13 protein-coding genes are annotated in these 15,428 nt (G+C 69.3%); 5 read left to right on the forward strand and 8 right to left on the reverse strand.

The window, feature by feature from the left end:
- The first annotated feature begins 83 nt into the window (after positions 1 to 83).
- A complete protein-coding gene (locus tag C8J24_RS04310) occupies positions 84 to 1,118 on the forward strand; it encodes an alpha/beta hydrolase (protein WP_107930541.1) in 1,035 nt (344 codons plus the stop codon).
- Here the strand turns inward: C8J24_RS04310 and C8J24_RS04315 are convergent.
- Positions 1,084 to 2,025 (reverse strand): 3-keto-disaccharide hydrolase, encoded by a 942-nt coding sequence (locus tag C8J24_RS04315; protein WP_107930543.1) that lies wholly within the window; start codon positions 2,023 to 2,025, stop codon positions 1,084 to 1,086. The two genes, C8J24_RS04310 and C8J24_RS04315, sit on opposite strands and share 35 nt — an antisense overlap.
- A gap of 105 nt (positions 2,026 to 2,130) precedes the next feature.
- On the opposite strand from C8J24_RS04315, the gene C8J24_RS04320 reads away from it, so the two are divergent.
- On the forward strand, positions 2,131 to 2,925 hold the full coding sequence (locus C8J24_RS04320; protein ID WP_107930545.1) for a ThuA domain-containing protein: 795 nt from the start codon (positions 2,131 to 2,133) through the stop codon (positions 2,923 to 2,925).
- A 2-nt stretch (positions 2,926 to 2,927) separates the two neighbouring features.
- Here C8J24_RS04320 and C8J24_RS04325 read toward each other — a convergent pair whose 3' ends face one another.
- Entirely contained in the window at positions 2,928 to 3,599 is a 672-nt protein-coding gene (locus tag C8J24_RS04325; protein WP_107930547.1) for a DUF6445 family protein, read from the reverse strand.
- Positions 3,600 to 3,712: 113 nt separating this feature from the next.
- On the opposite strand from C8J24_RS04325, the gene C8J24_RS04330 reads away from it, so the two are divergent.
- The gene (locus tag C8J24_RS04330; protein ID WP_107930550.1) at positions 3,713 to 4,396 is read left to right on the forward strand and encodes an HPP family protein; all 684 of its coding nucleotides are present in this window, start codon (positions 3,713 to 3,715) and stop codon (positions 4,394 to 4,396) included.
- A 38-nt stretch (positions 4,397 to 4,434) separates the two neighbouring features.
- Here C8J24_RS04330 and C8J24_RS04335 read toward each other — a convergent pair whose 3' ends face one another.
- Genes C8J24_RS04335 through C8J24_RS04345 form a run of 3 tightly spaced genes read right to left on the reverse strand, consistent with a single transcriptional unit; the run spans position 4,435 to position 8,775 of the window.
- A complete protein-coding gene (locus C8J24_RS04335) occupies positions 4,435 to 6,255 on the reverse strand; it encodes a methyl-accepting chemotaxis protein (protein ID WP_167396696.1) in 1,821 nt (606 codons plus the stop codon).
- The gene (locus C8J24_RS04340; RefSeq protein WP_167396697.1) at positions 6,245 to 8,284 is read right to left on the reverse strand and encodes a TonB-dependent receptor plug domain-containing protein; all 2,040 of its coding nucleotides are present in this window, start codon (positions 8,282 to 8,284) and stop codon (positions 6,245 to 6,247) included. Before C8J24_RS04340 ends, C8J24_RS04335 begins: the two co-directional genes overlap by 11 nt.
- A gap of 2 nt (positions 8,285 to 8,286) precedes the next feature.
- Positions 8,287 to 8,775 carry a YfiR/HmsC family protein gene (locus tag C8J24_RS04345; protein ID WP_167396698.1) on the reverse strand — a complete coding sequence of 163 codons (489 nt, stop codon included), beginning with the start codon at positions 8,773 to 8,775 and terminating at the stop codon, positions 8,287 to 8,289.
- 244 nt (positions 8,776 to 9,019) lie between these two features.
- On the opposite strand from C8J24_RS04345, the gene C8J24_RS04350 reads away from it, so the two are divergent.
- A complete protein-coding gene (locus C8J24_RS04350) occupies positions 9,020 to 10,105 on the forward strand; it encodes a Ca2+-dependent phosphoinositide-specific phospholipase C (RefSeq protein WP_244180403.1) in 1,086 nt (361 codons plus the stop codon).
- A gap of 156 nt (positions 10,106 to 10,261) precedes the next feature.
- Positions 10,262 to 10,666, forward strand: a complete 405-nt coding sequence (locus C8J24_RS04355; protein WP_107930559.1) for a barstar family protein — start codon at positions 10,262 to 10,264, stop codon at positions 10,664 to 10,666.
- Between the two features lie 178 nt (positions 10,667 to 10,844).
- On the opposite strand, the gene C8J24_RS04360 is transcribed toward C8J24_RS04355, so the two are convergent.
- From C8J24_RS04360 to C8J24_RS04370, 3 genes are all read right to left on the reverse strand, one after another.
- Complete coding sequence (locus C8J24_RS04360; RefSeq protein WP_107930561.1) at positions 10,845 to 13,868, reverse strand: TonB-dependent receptor; 3,024 nt, start codon at positions 13,866 to 13,868, stop codon at positions 10,845 to 10,847.
- An 80-nt stretch (positions 13,869 to 13,948) separates the two neighbouring features.
- The gene (locus tag C8J24_RS04365) at positions 13,949 to 14,839 is read right to left on the reverse strand and encodes a FecR family protein (protein ID WP_107930563.1); all 891 of its coding nucleotides are present in this window, start codon (positions 14,837 to 14,839) and stop codon (positions 13,949 to 13,951) included.
- Positions 14,836 to 15,402, reverse strand: coding sequence for an RNA polymerase sigma factor (locus C8J24_RS04370; RefSeq protein ID WP_167396699.1), 567 nt, complete (start codon positions 15,400 to 15,402; stop codon positions 14,836 to 14,838). Before C8J24_RS04370 ends, C8J24_RS04365 begins: the two co-directional genes overlap by 4 nt.
- Positions 15,403 to 15,428: the final 26 nt, after the last annotated feature.

Raw genomic sequence — 15,428 nt, forward strand, 5'->3', positions numbered from 1 at the left:
GGGAGATAATCCCGACCCGCCGCATCGATTCGCACCGTGCCCGCGCTGTGCTAGGCTGACCCGACACTATGCGGGGGGCGGAGATGCGCGAGATCCTGACGGCGGCGGCCCTGCTGGGCGCCGCGTTGACCGTGTCGGCAACAGCTGCGCAGACCCCAGCGCGGACCACACCCCCACCGGCCCCCGCGCCGGCACTCCGGGGTACGCTGGCCGGCCCGTTCGAACTCCGGTCGCAGCGCTTTCCCGGTACGGTCCGGCGCTACTGGGTCTATGTCCCGTCAGGCTATGATCCACGCCGCCCGCCCAATCTGCTGCTGTTCCAGGACGGGCAGCGCGCGACGAATCCGGCAGGGTCGCTCAGGGTGCCCGCGGTCCTCGACACGCTGATCCTGCAGCACGCGATTCCGCCGACGCTCGGCATCTTCGTGACCCCCGGTCACCGCGCGGCGCACTATCCCGATACGCTCGGCATGGCCAACCCGGATCACCGGGTGGAGGAATATGACGCGCTGTCCGACGATTATGGCTGGATGACGCTGAACGAACTGCTCCCCGCGGTCGCGGCACGCTGGCGGTTCGCCGACGATCCGAAGCGCCGCGCGATCGGCGGCACGTCGAGCGGCGCGATCGCTTCCTGGACGATCGCGTGGCGGCATCCGGAAGCGTTCGGCAACGTGATCAGCTTCATCGGCAGCTATACGTCGATCGGCCTCACGCTCGGCCCGGACGGCGCACCGCGCACGCTCGGCGGCGACCTCTATCCCGGGCTCATCCGCAAGAGCCCGATCCGCCCCTTGCGCATCGTCCTGCAGGACGGGGCCGCCGATCTCGACAACGAACATGGCAACTGGTTTCTCGCCAACCAGCAGATGGCGAAAAGCCTCGCATGGGCCAATGCGCAGGCTGATGCAGAGCACCGCCCGGGCCCGCGCTACGACGTCAGGACGGCGTGGACGCGCGGTGGCCATTCGGACGCGGACGGCGGCGCGATCCTGCCCGACATGCTGCGCTGGATCTGGCGCGACCAGCCCGCAGCCGCGGACGCCCCGCCTTCTACTGTCCCGCCCCCTACTGCCCCGCCCCCTACTGCCCCACGACGATCTTCGGCAGGGTCGTGATCGGTTCGACCGTGATCGCGCGGAACCAGGTCTCGGCGCCTTCGGATTGCAGCTGGATCCGGCCATGCGTCAGCGGCCGTCGGCCATCGGGGCCGATCGTCGCCAGATCATGCACTTCGCCGACCGGTACGCCGTTGACGACATGCACCGCGCGGTCGCCGACGACATAGAGGTCGAGCGTGTTCCACGCGCCGACCGGCCGTTCGGCATCGGTCGCCGCCTCGACATTCCAGGTCGGCGTGCCGTTGACGATGTCGATCTCGCGCCCCCCGGCACGGAAGCGGAGATGCGGTTCGACCAGCGACGGGTCGAACGTCACCCCGGTACGGCCGCGCAGCTTGCTGCCGACCGCGACGATCATCCCGGTCGATCCGGTCATGATCTCGAACTCGACCGACGGCCGCCACGTCCCGAACACCTCGCCCGGCGCGCCATGCGTATGATAGAGCAGGCCGTTGTTGCGCGGCTGCGTCGCGCGCGGTGCCCAGGTCCTGGCGCCCCATTTGAACTGCAGCCGCAGGTGATAGTCACGAAGGTCTGCCTGGTGGACCAGGCTGCCCCAGGTCTCGCCCTTCACCCAGATCGCCGGCGCCCCGTCGACGCTGCGCACCGCGAAGTCGCCCTTGGTGTCCCGGCTCGTGCCGATCGGCGGCGTACCCGGCTTTGCCTGATAGGTGATCGACGGGTCGGGATAGCCGAGCCACGCGGTCCAGCCCGTGAGGCTGCGCCCGTCGAACAGCGTGGTCGACTTGCCCGTCGGCACGGGGATGTCGGTCAACCTGAGCTGCTGCGGCGCCGCGGCGGGCTCGCCCGCAATCGCCCGCGCCCGGTCCTGTGACGTCTGCGCGGTCGCAGGCGCGGACACCAGCATCAGCGCGACCAGCGCGCGCTTGGATCTTCCAGACATTCGCCCTCAACTCCCCCATCATATTTATGGCTTAGCATAGCGCGTTATCGCTACCAGTTGAACTCCGGTGGTCCCGCGCGCTAGGACCGGGCGGGAGATTGCACGATGCTCAAGATGTTGGCGCTGGCCGCCCTGCTCACCACGGCGCAGGCCGCGCCCGATCCGCATTTGCCGAAGGCCACGACCGACACCGTCGCCCCCGTGCTGCCCAAGGGGCTCGATCACGCGGTGCTGATCGTGTCGAAGACCAATGGCTGGCGGCATATCGAACATATCCCGCGTTCGAACCGCGTGCTTGCCGACATCGTGCAGGGGCTGGGTCGCACGAGCTACGCGACCGAGAATGCGGCGGTCTTCAACGACGACCAGCTACGCCACTTCTCCGTCGTCGTGCTCAACAGCGCCAGCGGCGCCTTCCTGACGCCAGACCAGCGCGCGGCCTTCGCCCGCTTCGTCGCGCGCGGTGGCGGCGTCGTGGCGCTGCATGCCGCGGGCGACGACAGCCACACCGACGCCTGGTACAGCGACACGGTGATCGGCACGAAGTTCATCGGCCATCCGGGCGGCGAGGATCAGTTCCAACGCGCGCGGCTCGTCGTCGATCGCCCCGACCATCCGGTCATGGCGGGGGTGCGCCTGCCCTGGACCGCGGTCGACGAATGGTATTCGTTCAACGCCAATCCGGCCGCCCGCGGCATGACCGTGCTCGCGACGCTCGACGAGGCGAGCTACCGTCCGGGCGCCAAGCTCGCGATGGGGACGCACCCCGTCATCTGGACCAACCCGCGCACCAAGGGCCGGGTGGTCTATTCGGCGCTCGGCCATTTACCAGAGGCCTATGACGACCCGACCTATCGGCGCGTGCTCGTCAACGCGATCCGCTGGGCGGGCCGGCCATAGCCTCATTCGATCGCGAGGAACGCGGTGATCGTCAGCCGCCCCGCCGCCGGATCCGCCGACAACACCGCATTGCGCGCGATCGCGCCGCTGTGCAGCACATAGCTGCGGTACAGCAGCGCCCGGTTATAGGCGGCGTCGACCAGCGCGGTCCGCTCGAACAGCGCGGTATCGTCGGCGATATAGCCGTGCGGCGGCATCGCCGCGACCTCGCGGCCGAGCCGTTCGAAGAAGTCTGGCGCGCGCGTCTCGTCGACCGTCTCGAACCCGGTGCCGCGATGGCGGAAGAAGGCGGTCCCGTCGCGGTTCGTCGGCGACAGATAATGGATCAGCGCGATCCGGTCGCGCGCATAGGCATCGACATGCGGCAGCCGTTGCCGGATCTCGAGCGCGTCGGGCGTCACCGTGACGATCGAGAATTGCGCATCGACGACATGGATGCGGCGGCACGGCCCGAAATCGCGGCCCAGCGCGCGGGCGATCCGCGGAAGCTGGTCGGCCAGATACCGTTCGGGCAGCGCCGCGCGGAGACCGGGATAATGCTCGCCCGCGGATCCGAACACCGCGTCCGCTGCGGCCTTGCGCAATCCGTCCGGATCCTCGGCAAAGCCGTCGATGATCACCAGCGGCTCCGCCTCGCAGCCGATACGCCGCCTGGTCACATCCCCCAGCATCATGACTGCCCATCATCCATCGTCACCGTCCTCTAGCGATCCCGGTGACGCGCGACATAGCGAAATGCACGGGCGCAGCGTAGGGGCGGCACGCTCAGCCACACGGACGATCGCTCATGCCCCTGCCCCACGCCAAAGCCTTCTGGGCGAAGGCCTTTCCCGCCGACCGTCTGCTCGGGGGCGTCGGCGCCTGTATCGGCATCGCGCTGACGATGCTCGTCTGCGTCGCGCTGCTCCCCGCCAGCGACGTTCCCCAGATCGTCGCGCCGCTGGGGGCGTCGGCGGTGCTCGTCTTTGCGGTCCGGTCGAGCCCGCTGGCACAGCCCTGGCCGGTGATTGGCGGCAACACGGTATCGGCGGCGATCGGCGTCGCCGCGTTTCAACTCATTCCCGACGCCACGCTGGCCGCGGGTGTGGCGGTCGGGGCTGCGATCCTGGCGATGTCGCTGCTTCGCTGCCTGCACCCGCCCGGCGGCGCGGCGGCGCTGACCGCAGTGATCGGCGGGCCCGGCATCCATGCGGCGGGCTATGCCTTTGCGCTCGTCCCCGTCGCGCTCAATTCGGTCGTGCTCGTGCTGGTCGCCGTCCTCTTCTACCGCGTGACGCGGCACCCCTATCCGCATCACAGCGCGCTGCCCCCCGCGGCGATCGCGGCCGACCGGCGCGCGGCGGGATTTCACCCCGACGACATCGACGCCGCGCTCGAGGACATGCACGAAAGCTTCGACATCGCCCGCGACGATCTCCACGCGCTGCTCGCCAGGGCCGAACGTCACGCGCAACTCCGCCAGCGCGGCTGAGCGCAGCCCAGGTCTCGCGGCGCGTCAGTCCGGCAAGATCACGCCACCTGCCGTTGCTGTCGCTCGGACCCCGAATCATCGCCGAGGAAATGGCGGGTAAAGGCATGCGCGTCGTCGGCCAGTGACTGCAGCGTCCGCTTGAGCATCGCGCCGGTCCGCTGGACCTCGTCGACCGAAGCGAGGTTGCGATCGACCGACGATGCGATCTGCTGGCTCGCCTCGGTGAGCATCTGGCTGCGGTCCTCGACCGCCTCGATCCGCCCGTTGAGCTGTTCGATCGCCTGCGCCTGCGCACGCGACATCGCCGCCACCCGGCCCGCGCCGTCGTCCATGCCGTTGATCAGCGCCCCCAGACTGCCCGTGCTCGCCACCACCGACCGGATTTGGTCCTGCACCGCCTCGATCTTCGAGCGCACATCGCCCGCGCTCGCGCCCGTCCGCGTCGCCAGCGACTTGATCTCGGCCGCCACCACCGAAAAGCCCGCGCCCGCAGGCCCCGCGCGCGCCGCCTCGATCGTCGCGTTGAGCGCGAGCAGGTTGGTCTGCTTGGTGATCGCGCTGATCACGTCGACGATCTGCTCGATGCTGCTGGCCTGTTCCTGCGACAGCGCGACGGTATCGTTGGCACTGCGCGCATGGTCGCTGATCGATCTTGCGGCCAGGCTGGTCCCCGCCACCTCCCGGTCGATCTCCTCGAAGGTGTGCGCCAGCAGATGCGTCTCCTTGCCCGCCTCGAGCATCTCGGTCGCGAACAGCTGCGCGATCGCGTCGAGCTCCTGGGCCAGCCGGCGATTGCCCTCGATCGTCTCGTGCAGGCTGATCGCATTCGCCTCGAGCAGCGCCATCGCCTCCTGCGCCTCGCGGATGATGCCGCCGACCTGGCGTTCGAACGCCTCGGCCAGCGCGGCCAGCGTGACCTCGCGCTCGCGCCGCGCCTGCGCCTCGACCTCGGCGATCGCGCTGGCCTGGCGCGCCTTTTCCTCCTCGGCATGGCGGCGCAGCAGCTCGGCCTGATCTGCGAGGCGTTTCGCATCCTCGCGCTGCGTCTGGAACGTCGTCAGCGCGGTGACGACCAGCCCCAGCTCGTCATGCCGCTTGAGCGTCGACAGATCGATCGCGGCCTCGTGCATCACCGCATCCGTCGCCGCGGCAATGTCGGTGATCGAGCCGATGATCGATCGCCCGATCACATAGGCCATCACCAGGCTGCCGCCCGTGCCGACGAGCAGGACGAGCAGCAGGATCGCGATCGTGACATGCGTGACCAGCAGCGCCCCCGATGCCGCCTGCCCGGCGCGGCCGATCCCCGCGGCGGTCACGCGCCGGATCCGCGTATCGATCTGCTGCGCATTGGCGCGGAACGGGTCGACCATCGCCGCGGTGCTGGCAAAGTCGACCTCGAGCATTGACGTCAGCACGTCGACGGTCGCGGTATATCGGTCGAGATCGGCGAGCACCGGGCCCAGCTGGGCGCGCTGCCCGGCATGGCTGCGCCGGTAGCCGACCAGCGCCGTACGGACCCGGGCCAGATCGCGGTGGATCGCCGCCACCTGCCCGTCGACCGCGATCGTCGGCGTCGCCGCCTTCGTCACCAGCAGGTGATAGACGTTCGCGTTGGCGATATCGAACCGCTGCGTGATCGCGTTCAGCTGCTTGATATCGCGCATGTCGCGGTTGACGATGTCGTCGACGCTGCGCCCGGTGATCAGCAGCGCCGCGGTGCTGGCCAGCGCCATCACCACGAACAGCACCAGCATGATGACCGGCGTCGCCGCGACCTTGACCGCGATCGGCCGGTCGGCGAGCGCCAGCCTGCGGTCGAGCCGGTCCGACAGCCGGAAGAACGCGTTAAAGCGCAAGTCGCACCCCTGCGCGCACGCGACGATCCGCCGGGATCGGCGATACCGCGGCGCCGTCCGCCAGCGCCAGATTCTCGCCCGCCACATAGACTTCGAGCGCGGAGGTCAGCCGCAGCCCCACCCGCGCATCGAGCGCCACCGCGTCGTCGACCCGGTAGAGCAGCAGCTGCGGCGTCGACGAGAAGGCGAATTGCCGCGTCGACGAGGTGTAGCGCGCGACCCCCGACAGCGACAGTCGCCCGATGTCATAGCCGAGCGCCAGATTGGCCTTGTGGACCGGCGTCGTCGACTTGGGCGACAGCGCATAGGGGATCGGCAGCGTCAGCGACGCCAGCTGCTCGTCGGTGTGCGTCCAGGTGTAATTGGCGCGCCATGTGAGCGCACCGACCGCGCCCGACGCCGACACCTCGGTGCCATAGGTGGTATAGTCGCCGATCGCCGTGAACCGCGCGACGAGCGAGGGCAGCGGGGTCAGGAACAGCTCGGTCTGCAGGCCGTCGCCCGGCGACGCGATCGCATTGTCCGTCTTCGTCACGAACGCGTTCGCCTCGATCTGCGTGCCGCCGATCGTCCGCGCATAGCCGACCTCGCCGCTCCACACGCCGACCGGATCGATCCGCGGCGACCCTGCCACGAAGATCGGCACCGGTGCCGGGGTGATGATCGGCAGGCGGATCCCGTAATTCACCAGCGACGGCAGCTGGTAGCCGCGACCGCCATTGATCCGCAGCTGGCCGCGCGCATCGGTCTGGACGAGCAGCGCGACGTTGAAGCTGAACCGCGTGAAGGCGCGGTCGAAATCGCTCGCCACGTCATAGCTCGGCTGCGCGATCGCGCCCGCCTGGTGCAGCCAGAGCCGGTCGATCCGCGCCGCCGCGGTGATCGAAATCGCCTCGTCCGGATGCAGGTCGAGCATCGCATTGGCCGATCCGACGTCATAGGAGATCCGCTCGGCGAACTGATAGGCCGAGCGCAGCCGGTTGTTGCGATATTCGCCGCCGAGCCGCAGCGTATCGGTCTTGCCCAGCCGGACCAGCGTCGACGCCTGGGTGACGATGATCCGGTTCTTGAACCCCAGCGGCTCGGTCGCATCCGCCGTAGCGCCGACGCCATATTGCACATCGAGCCAGTTGACATAGCCGCCCAGCGTCACACCGCCCCAGCCCGTGTCGCGCGTGGCCGAGGCATGGACGTTGTCGCTGCGATAGCGCTGGTTCGACAGCAGCTGGCTCGGCAGATACTCGGCCTGCCGATTGGTCGAATGGCCGCCGCCCAGCACCGTCTCCAGTCCGTCGAACGAACCGGTGATGTCGCCCGACACCTGGTCGCTCGCGACGTCGCTGACCATCGCCGGGCGCAGCAGCGTCGCCGGGATGCGGCGTTCGTCCTCGCGCGCGCGGACCCCGGCCAGGCGGATGCCGATCGCCGGGGTGACGGGCAGCGTCACCGACCCGGCGAGCCGGCTGATGTCGTGATTGCCGAGCTCGGCGGTCGCGGTGACGGTCGGCGTCTGGCCGACGCGCCGGGTGATGATGTTGACGACGCCGCTGGCGGCGTTGAACCCGAACAGCGCGTTCGCCGGCCCGCGCACCAGCTCGATCTGCTGGATCTCCTCGAGCTGGACGCCCAGGAGATTCCAGTCGGTCATCCCGTAGTGATCGAGATAGACCTGGCGTCCGTCGACCAGCACGAGCAGCCGCGCATTATAGGTCTGCACGCCGCCGCGCACCGACACGTCGCTCTGCCCCGCGGTCCAGCGGTTCACGTCGATGCCGGCATGCGTCTTCAGCAGCCCGGGCACGTCGCGGGCGGGCGACCGGGCGATATCCTCGCGCGTGATGATGATCGCGGAGGCGGGCAGTTCGGACGCGCGCTGTGGCTTGCCCGTGACGCTGGTCGTCACCGGCTCGCCGATCGTCTCCTGCAACGCCTGGTAATCGACGGCCTGCGCACCTGCGACGGCCGGGCACAGCACTGCACCGGCCGTCAGCATGGCGCGCAATCCGGTGGCGAAAGTCGAAACGGTCATCGTTAAATTTCCTTGATCAGCATCAGGAATGCCGACCCGAATCTGATATTGGCAGCCCGCGCCGCGGCGCGATTGACGATGATCTGGGTCTTGGGACCCGAGGTGATGCCGACCACGCATCGCGCGGTCTGCACGCAGGCGGGGTCCGACGAGATCGTCAGGACCGACGATCTGGCGGCCGCGGCGGCGATGCCGGCATGCTCCGGGCGCAATCCCGTCGTGACGAAGGCGAGCCGGAATCCGGCCAGCGACCCGATCGCGCCGACCGGCACGCGGCGCGCGCGGATCGCACTGCGTCCGGCGGCCAGCCCCGATCCGATCGCCCGCTCGATCGCCGCCGCCTCGGCCTCCGATGCCGCATTGCCCGGCTCGAACACGATCGCCGCGGCGACCGTCCCCGCCGGACCGGGCTGAAGGAACGACACGACCCGCGCCGCGATCGGCACGTTCAGTTCCGCGGACAACGGCGTCGCGCTGCCCAGCGCGGCCACGCCGCACATCCATATCCAAGGTCTAAACACGCTGTCCCCCACCTGAGGGGACAGCGAGTATCACCCGATATTGTCCAATTAGTTAATGGCTTAGAGACCGCGATACACAATCTGCGGCCCCATCGCGCGGGCCGCCGCGCGCCCAATTAAGACGGTCGCGTAACAGAACGGTCCTCTGCGCGTCATCTGGCGCGGCCATAGCCCGCGGACGACGCCGGCCGGGCGCCAACAGGGCAGGACAATCATGCGTATCTCGACGATGCTGCGGGCGACCGCGGCGGTTCTCCCCCTCGCCCTGTTCGCAGGCACCGCGACCGCGAAGGATGCCGCGCCGCTGCGGATCAACGACATCGCCGTCATCGGCACGCACAACAGCTACAAGCAGCCGATGCCCGCCGCGACGATGGCGAAGGTGCGCGCGGCCGAACCCGCGATGGCCGACGCGCTCGACTATGCGCATCGCAGCCTCGTCGACCAGCTCGACACGGGCGCGCGCCAGCTCGAGATCGACGTGAACTATGATCCGCAGGGCGGGCATTATGCGCGCGGATCGTCGGATCCGAAGCTGCAGCGGCCGGGCTTCAAGGTGCTGCACATCCCCGGCATCGACAATGCATCGAGCTGCGTCCTGCTCACCGAATGCCTGACAATTGTCCGCGACTGGTCGGCCCGCCATCCGCGCCACGTCCCGATCCTGCTGATGTTCAACGCCAAGGACGAACAGAACGCCGCGCGCGGCGGCATCGACGCGCTGCCGTTCGACGCGGCCGCCTATGACGCGCTCGATGCGGAGATCCGGTCGGTGCTCGCGCCGGGCAAGCTGATCGTGCCCGACGACGTGCAGGGGCGCTATCCGACGCTCCGTGACGCCGTCCTCGCCGGCAACTGGCCGCTGCTCGAGGCGTCACGCGGCAAATTCCTGTTCGCGCTCGACGAGCCGCCCGCCAAGGTCGCGGTCTATCGCGGCACGCGCCGCTCGCTCGAAGGCCGGGTGTTCTTCATCAACACCGACGAGGCGTCGCCCGCCGCCGCCTATCTGACGCTCAACGACCCGGTCCGCGACGCCGAACGCATCCGCCGCGACGTGCGCGCGGGCTTCCTCGTCCGCACCCGCGCCGACGCCAACACACGCGAGGCCCGCGCCAATGACGGCGTGCCGCGCGACACCGCGCTCGCGGGCGGCGCGCATTATGTCTCGACCGACTATCTCTGGCCCGATCCGCGCTTCGCCGGCGGCTACCGCGTCGCGCTCCCCGACGGCCATGTCGCGCGCTGCAATCCCGTCCGCATCGCCAAGCAATGCGGCGACCTCGAAGGATCCGCCAGGTAAAGCCGCTTCTCAACGCCACGTTGCACACCGCCCCCGACTTCCGCCGCGACATCGACGCCGCGCGCACGGAACTCGCGCACGCCGCGGGCGCTGTCCCCGATGTGTCGCACTGCCGGATCGAAGCCGGCGCCAGCTAGCAGACGGACCAGCGCGCGGATGATCGACGACCCCAAGGCCACAACCCTCACCATCGCCGGCCATGCGATCCGCGACATTGCGAGCTTCTACGACGAGATCAACCGCGTCTTCATGGCGGGCGAGGACTGGTCGCTCGGCCCCAGCCTCGATGCGCTCGACGACCTGTTCTACGGCAGCTACGGCGCGCTGGCGGGCAAGGCGCCGGTCGTCCTCGTCTGGCAGGATATCGAGACGAGCCGCGCCGCGCTCGGCATCGACGCCACCAGAGCCCATCTCCGCGCCAAGCTCCAGAACACGGCCTTCGACGCCGCACGCATCACCGCCCAGCTCGACGCGCTCGAACAGGGCCGCGGCGAGACATATTTCGACACCATCCTGACCATCATCGCCGACCACCCGAACATCCACCTCGTCCGCGCCTGACACGGCGCAATCGGGTTATCGCGGCGTCACCGATGCGCGAATGTGGAACAGGTTGTCGGCGGCCAGGCCGACGGCGGACAACAATGTAGCTTGGCTTTTCATGCAAACTCCCGTGGCAGCTGTGTGGAGATACGCCGTACGCCCGCGTCCGCGGCGGGGATCGCCGCGGACGCGAAGGTCAGAAGCTGGTGGTCACGCCGAAGGTGAAGATGCGGCCGCTGCGCGTGTAGACGAGCGTCCGGTCGGCGCTGAGATCGGCGAACTGCTCGATCGGCCGGTTGGTGACGTTGATGCCCTCGATCACGAAGCGCAGATTCTCGACCGGGCTGTAGCGGATCTGGAAATCGACGTTGTTGGTCGGCCGGATGCCGTCGCCGACATTGGCGTTGCTGCCCGCGCCGGTGATGTAGCGGCTGCGATAGGCGGTCGACACGCGCGCGCCGAACCGCTCGGTCTCGAAATACAGCGTCGCGTTGGCGGCCCATTTCGACAGGTTGAACAGCGGGATGGTCTGGGCGACGCCATTGTAGATCGCCTTCTGGTCGCCATCGATCCAGGTGCCGTTGGCGACCACGCCGAAATGGTCGAACGGCGCGGGCAGGAAGGTGAAGTCGTGCTGGACCGCGGCCTCGACCCCGCGGATGCTGGCGCCGTCGCCATTGACGGGCCGCGTATAGTTGTACGGCGTGGTGCCGTCCTGCCCCGGCAGCAGCAGCGAGACCGGGAAGCCGGTGGCGCTGTAGGGCACCTGCGACGTCTCCGAGGTGATGAAGCTCGCCAGATCCTTCCAGAACACGCCGACCGATGCGAAGCCGTTGCGATCCATATAATATTCGAGCCCGCCTTCCACGGATGTCGAGCGGAACGGCTGGAGGTTGGGGTTGCCGACCGACACCGTACCGCCGAACGGCGCGACCGTCAGCGTGCCCGCGGCGGCAAGCTGCGGCAGGCCGGGACGGTTGACGTTGCGGCTCGCCGACGCGCGCGCGATCAGCTTGGGCGTGAGGTCGAGCGCGATGTTGAGCGCGGGCAGCCAGTCGTCGTTGCTGGTCTTGACCGTCACGGGCTGGAGCACCGTGACGCCGTTGGTCGCGGTGGCGAGCGACCCGCTGGAGACCAGCGCGGTATGATAATAGCGCACGCCCGCATTGCCGCGCAGCCGCATCGAGCCGAGTTCGGTATCCAGATCGAGCTGCGTGAAGCCCGCCCAGCTCGTCTCGCGGATACGGAAGTCGCTGCCCGCGGTCAGGTTCGCCGCGGTCAGGTTCCGGTTGTTGCCGAGCAGCGCGTAGATGCCTGCGACGTCGCCGCCGATATAGGGAATCAGGCTGTCGCGGTTGATCACGTATTTCAGCGCGTCGGGTACCGCGCGGTCGCTGGTCGCCTGCGTCCCGTAGAAGATGTTGGTGAGATACTGGTACCCGCTGTTGGTGAAGCGCTTATACTCGCCGCCGAGCTCGAGCTTCAGGATCGGCGACACCGTATAGACCGCCTGGAGCTGGCCGTTGCGATAGGCGTTGTCGATCGTGTTTTCCTGCGTCACCAGCCGCTGGACGTTCCAGTTCGCCGGCTTGGTCAGGTCGAAGCCATAGGTGTTGACCGGGATCGTCGGCTGCATGTCGAAACTGAACGCGGTGTTGCGCGCCTGCAGGAAGATCTTGTCGAACGTCGGCTGCGCGAACGCCGACTTCTGATAGCCGGCGAGCGCGGTCAGCGTCAGGCGATCGCCGACCTTCCATTCGGCATTGGCCACCGCCTGATAGAAATCGGTCTGGTTCTCGACCCGGTGATGCTCGGTCCGCTGGTCGATCCCGGTATAGCTGGCGGCGACGAGCGAATTGCCCTGGATCGTCGCGGAGCGGATGACCTGCGTCCCGCTGACATTGCCGGTCAGCGCGTTATAGCCGCCCGCCGCGATCGCCCAGTCGTCACGCTTGTCGGCAAGGTGTCCGTAGAGCAGGTCGACATCCAGCTTGAACCGATCGCCCGGATGATATTGCAGCGCGCTGGTGACGCCGATCCGCTCGCGGTCGGTGTACCAGGTCGAGGGCGACTGCGCCTGCGGTGCGAAGATCGTGCCGCCGCGCAGCAGCGCGCGCGTCGCCGCATCGATCTCGGGCCCGATATTGTTCGCGCCGTAGGTGACCTTGCCCCAGTTCCAGTTGCGATAGCCATATTCGTTGTTGCGGATCTTCGAATAGGCGACCGAGACGAGCGCGCCGAAATCGCCCTGGCGCTGCGAGAACAGCCCGACGAGCCGCGGGGTGATGCCGCTGGTCTGGTCGTTGGTCTGGCCCTTGGCCGACAGCACGATCTTCTGGCCGTCATAGTCGAACGGCTTGGCGGTGAAGAGCTGGACCGTCCCGGCAATGCCGCCCTCGTCCTGATTGGCGGCATAGCTCTTCTGCACGCTGACGCGGTTGAACAGCTCGGACGCGAACAGGCTGAAGTCGAAGCCGCGGCTGCGGCTGACGTTGCCGCGATTGTCCATCCCCGACGCGGTATTGCCGAGCACCTCCATGCCGTTCAGCTGGGTGCGCGTGAAATCGGGGCCGAGCCCGCGCAGCGCGATCTGGCGGCCTTCGCCGGTGTCGCGGGTGATCGCGACGCCGGGGACGCGTTGCAGCGCTTCGGCGAGATTGAGGTCGGGAAAGGCGGCGATGTCGGACGCGACGATATTGTCCTCGGTCCCGACCGCGCGGCGCTTGAGCTCCTGCGCGGCGAGCAGGCTGCGGCGATAGCCGTTGACGACGATGTCGTCGGCGACCGCGACCGGGTCGGCTGCCAGCGCCGACACGCCCCCCGCGACGGCCCCCGCAACCGCCGGCGTGGCTACCGGCGCGGGTGCGCTGACGGTGCGCAGGCCCGGGCGCGGCGGCGCGCGCCGCAGGACCAGCACGCCGTTGCTCTCGACCGGGTGAAGGCCCGTGCCGCGCAACAGCACGGCGAGGGCCGCCGGCGCGGTCAGCCGCCCGCTCACCCCCTTGGTCCGCTGTCCCTGGATCAGCGCGGGCGCCGCGATCACCTGCATCCCCGTCGCGCTCGAATAGGCCGACAGCGCCGCCGCGAGGTCGCCTGCGGGAATGGCGAACGCGCGTGCCCCCGCCGACTGCGTGCCCGCCGGCCGGGCGTGTGCCGCCGCTGGCGCCATAAGCACGCATACCGCCAGAGCGAGTGCCGACGTTCCGTAAAACCGCGTCATGATAATCCCCCGTCATGGCGCCCCCACGCGCCATTCGGGAGGAAGACGGCGCAGCCCGACGGATCCGGACAGTGTTTATTTCAGCGTGCGGTTTCGAGCGCGAGCCCCCCGTCCCGCTCGACCACCGCGAACCCGAACCCTCCGCCGATCGCCGCCAGGAGCTGGCGCGGATGATCGGTCCGGAAACGGCCGAACACCGTCGTCGAGGCGAGCGGCTCGGCAGGGCGCGCGATCCGGACGCCGCCCTGCCGGTCGAGGATCTCGACCAGATCGTCGAGCCGCATGCCCGCGGTGTCGATCCAGCCCTGACGCCAGTCGGGCAGCCCCGGATCGAAGCGCTCGGGTACCGCGGTCACGCCGCCGCGGATGCTGCTGCGATAGCCCGCGCGGACCACGACGCCGCGCCGCGCGCCTGCTGACGCGGGGTCGAGCGGGTCGAACCCGACCGCGCCGCGATAGACCGCCAGCGCGACCTGCCGCCGCGTCAGATCCAGGTCGAACGCGGTGCCGAACACGCGCGTCCGGCTGGCCCCCGCACGCACGACGAAGGGGCGCGCGGCATCGTGGCGCACGTCGAAGAACGCCTGGCCCGCCAGCAGCCGGGCACTGCGCCCGGCGGTCGTGTAGACGACCTGCAGTCGCGTCGCACCGTTCAGCCGGACGGTGGTGCCGTCCGCCAGCGTCGCGGTCGCGCGCTCGCCGGCCCGCGTCGCGAACAGCTGCGGCGACGGTGCCACCGCGGCGGGCGGCGGGGCCATGCGGAGGCCGAGGGCGAGCAGTACGGCGACGACCGGCGCGGTCGTGGCCGCGACGACGACGGACCGCCGCCGCCTGAGCGCGCGGACCTGCTCGTCCGACAGCCGGCCACAGTGCAGGGCGGCAGTCCGCAGCGCATCGGTCAGCGCGGCATCGGTCACGGCCGCGCCCCCGCCCCCGCTGCTGCTGCTGCTGCTGCTGCTGCCCGCGGTCACGCCCCCGCCTCCATCGTGAAACCCCGCCGCGCCAGCGCGGTGCGAAGGTCGGCAAAGGCCCGGACGACGTGTTTCTCGACCGCGGCGGTGCTCATGTCGAGCCGATCGGCGATCGCCGCGGTGGTGAGCCCGTCCAGCCGTCGGCGCAGGAATATCTCGCGGCGCAGCGGCGGCATGCGTTCGAGCGCGCCCGCCATCAGCGCGACCGCGCGGCGGAACGCCACCACCCGATCCGCCGCCGGCAGCGGACAGACCATCGCCTCGTCCAGCTCGACATGCGCACCGCGCCGGGCGACGCGGTGATGATCGCGCAGCAGATTGCGCGCGATCGCGAAGCAGAGTGCCTTGACGTCCTCGACCCGCGCGCTCGCCTGATAGGTGAACAGCCGCAGATAGGTTTCCTGCACGACGTCGTCGCCGTCGGCGTGATGCCCCAGCCGCCCGTGCACGAACGCACGCAGCGCGCGTGACAGCGCCGCGTCCGGGCATTGCATCGCCAGCGCCGGCGTCACCGGCCGGTGCTCGCCGACGCCCCTGAAAACCCCCGCGTCCCTGTTCACCACGCCCCCCGCTTGCGATTCGGGGCGTC

Origin of the sequence: Sphingomonas aerolata (genome assembly GCF_003046295.1) — a bacterium.
Lineage (GTDB): Bacteria > Pseudomonadota > Alphaproteobacteria > Sphingomonadales > Sphingomonadaceae > Sphingomonas > Sphingomonas aerolata.

Excerpts from the sequence above, each read along its gene's own strand:
- C8J24_RS04315 (WP_107930543.1), bottom strand. The coding sequence starts at position 2,025 with ATGTCTGGAAGATCCAAGCGCGCGCTGGTCGCGCTGATGCTGGTGTCC.
- C8J24_RS04325 (WP_107930547.1), bottom strand. The coding sequence starts at position 3,599 with ATGATGCTGGGGGATGTGACCAGGCGGCGTATCGGCTGCGAGGCGGAG.
- C8J24_RS04330 (WP_107930550.1), top strand. The coding sequence starts at position 3,713 with ATGCCCCTGCCCCACGCCAAAGCCTTCTGGGCGAAGGCCTTTCCCGCC.
- C8J24_RS04350 (WP_244180403.1), top strand. The coding sequence starts at position 9,020 with ATGCGTATCTCGACGATGCTGCGGGCGACCGCGGCGGTTCTCCCCCTC.
- C8J24_RS04360 (WP_107930561.1), bottom strand. The coding sequence starts at position 13,868 with ATGACGCGGTTTTACGGAACGTCGGCACTCGCTCTGGCGGTATGCGTG.
- C8J24_RS04355 (WP_107930559.1), top strand. The coding sequence starts at position 10,262 with ATGATCGACGACCCCAAGGCCACAACCCTCACCATCGCCGGCCATGCG.
- C8J24_RS04310 (WP_107930541.1), top strand. The coding sequence starts at position 84 with ATGCGCGAGATCCTGACGGCGGCGGCCCTGCTGGGCGCCGCGTTGACC.
- C8J24_RS04340 (WP_167396697.1), bottom strand. The coding sequence starts at position 8,284 with ATGACCGTTTCGACTTTCGCCACCGGATTGCGCGCCATGCTGACGGCC.
- C8J24_RS04320 (WP_107930545.1), top strand. The coding sequence starts at position 2,131 with ATGCTCAAGATGTTGGCGCTGGCCGCCCTGCTCACCACGGCGCAGGCC.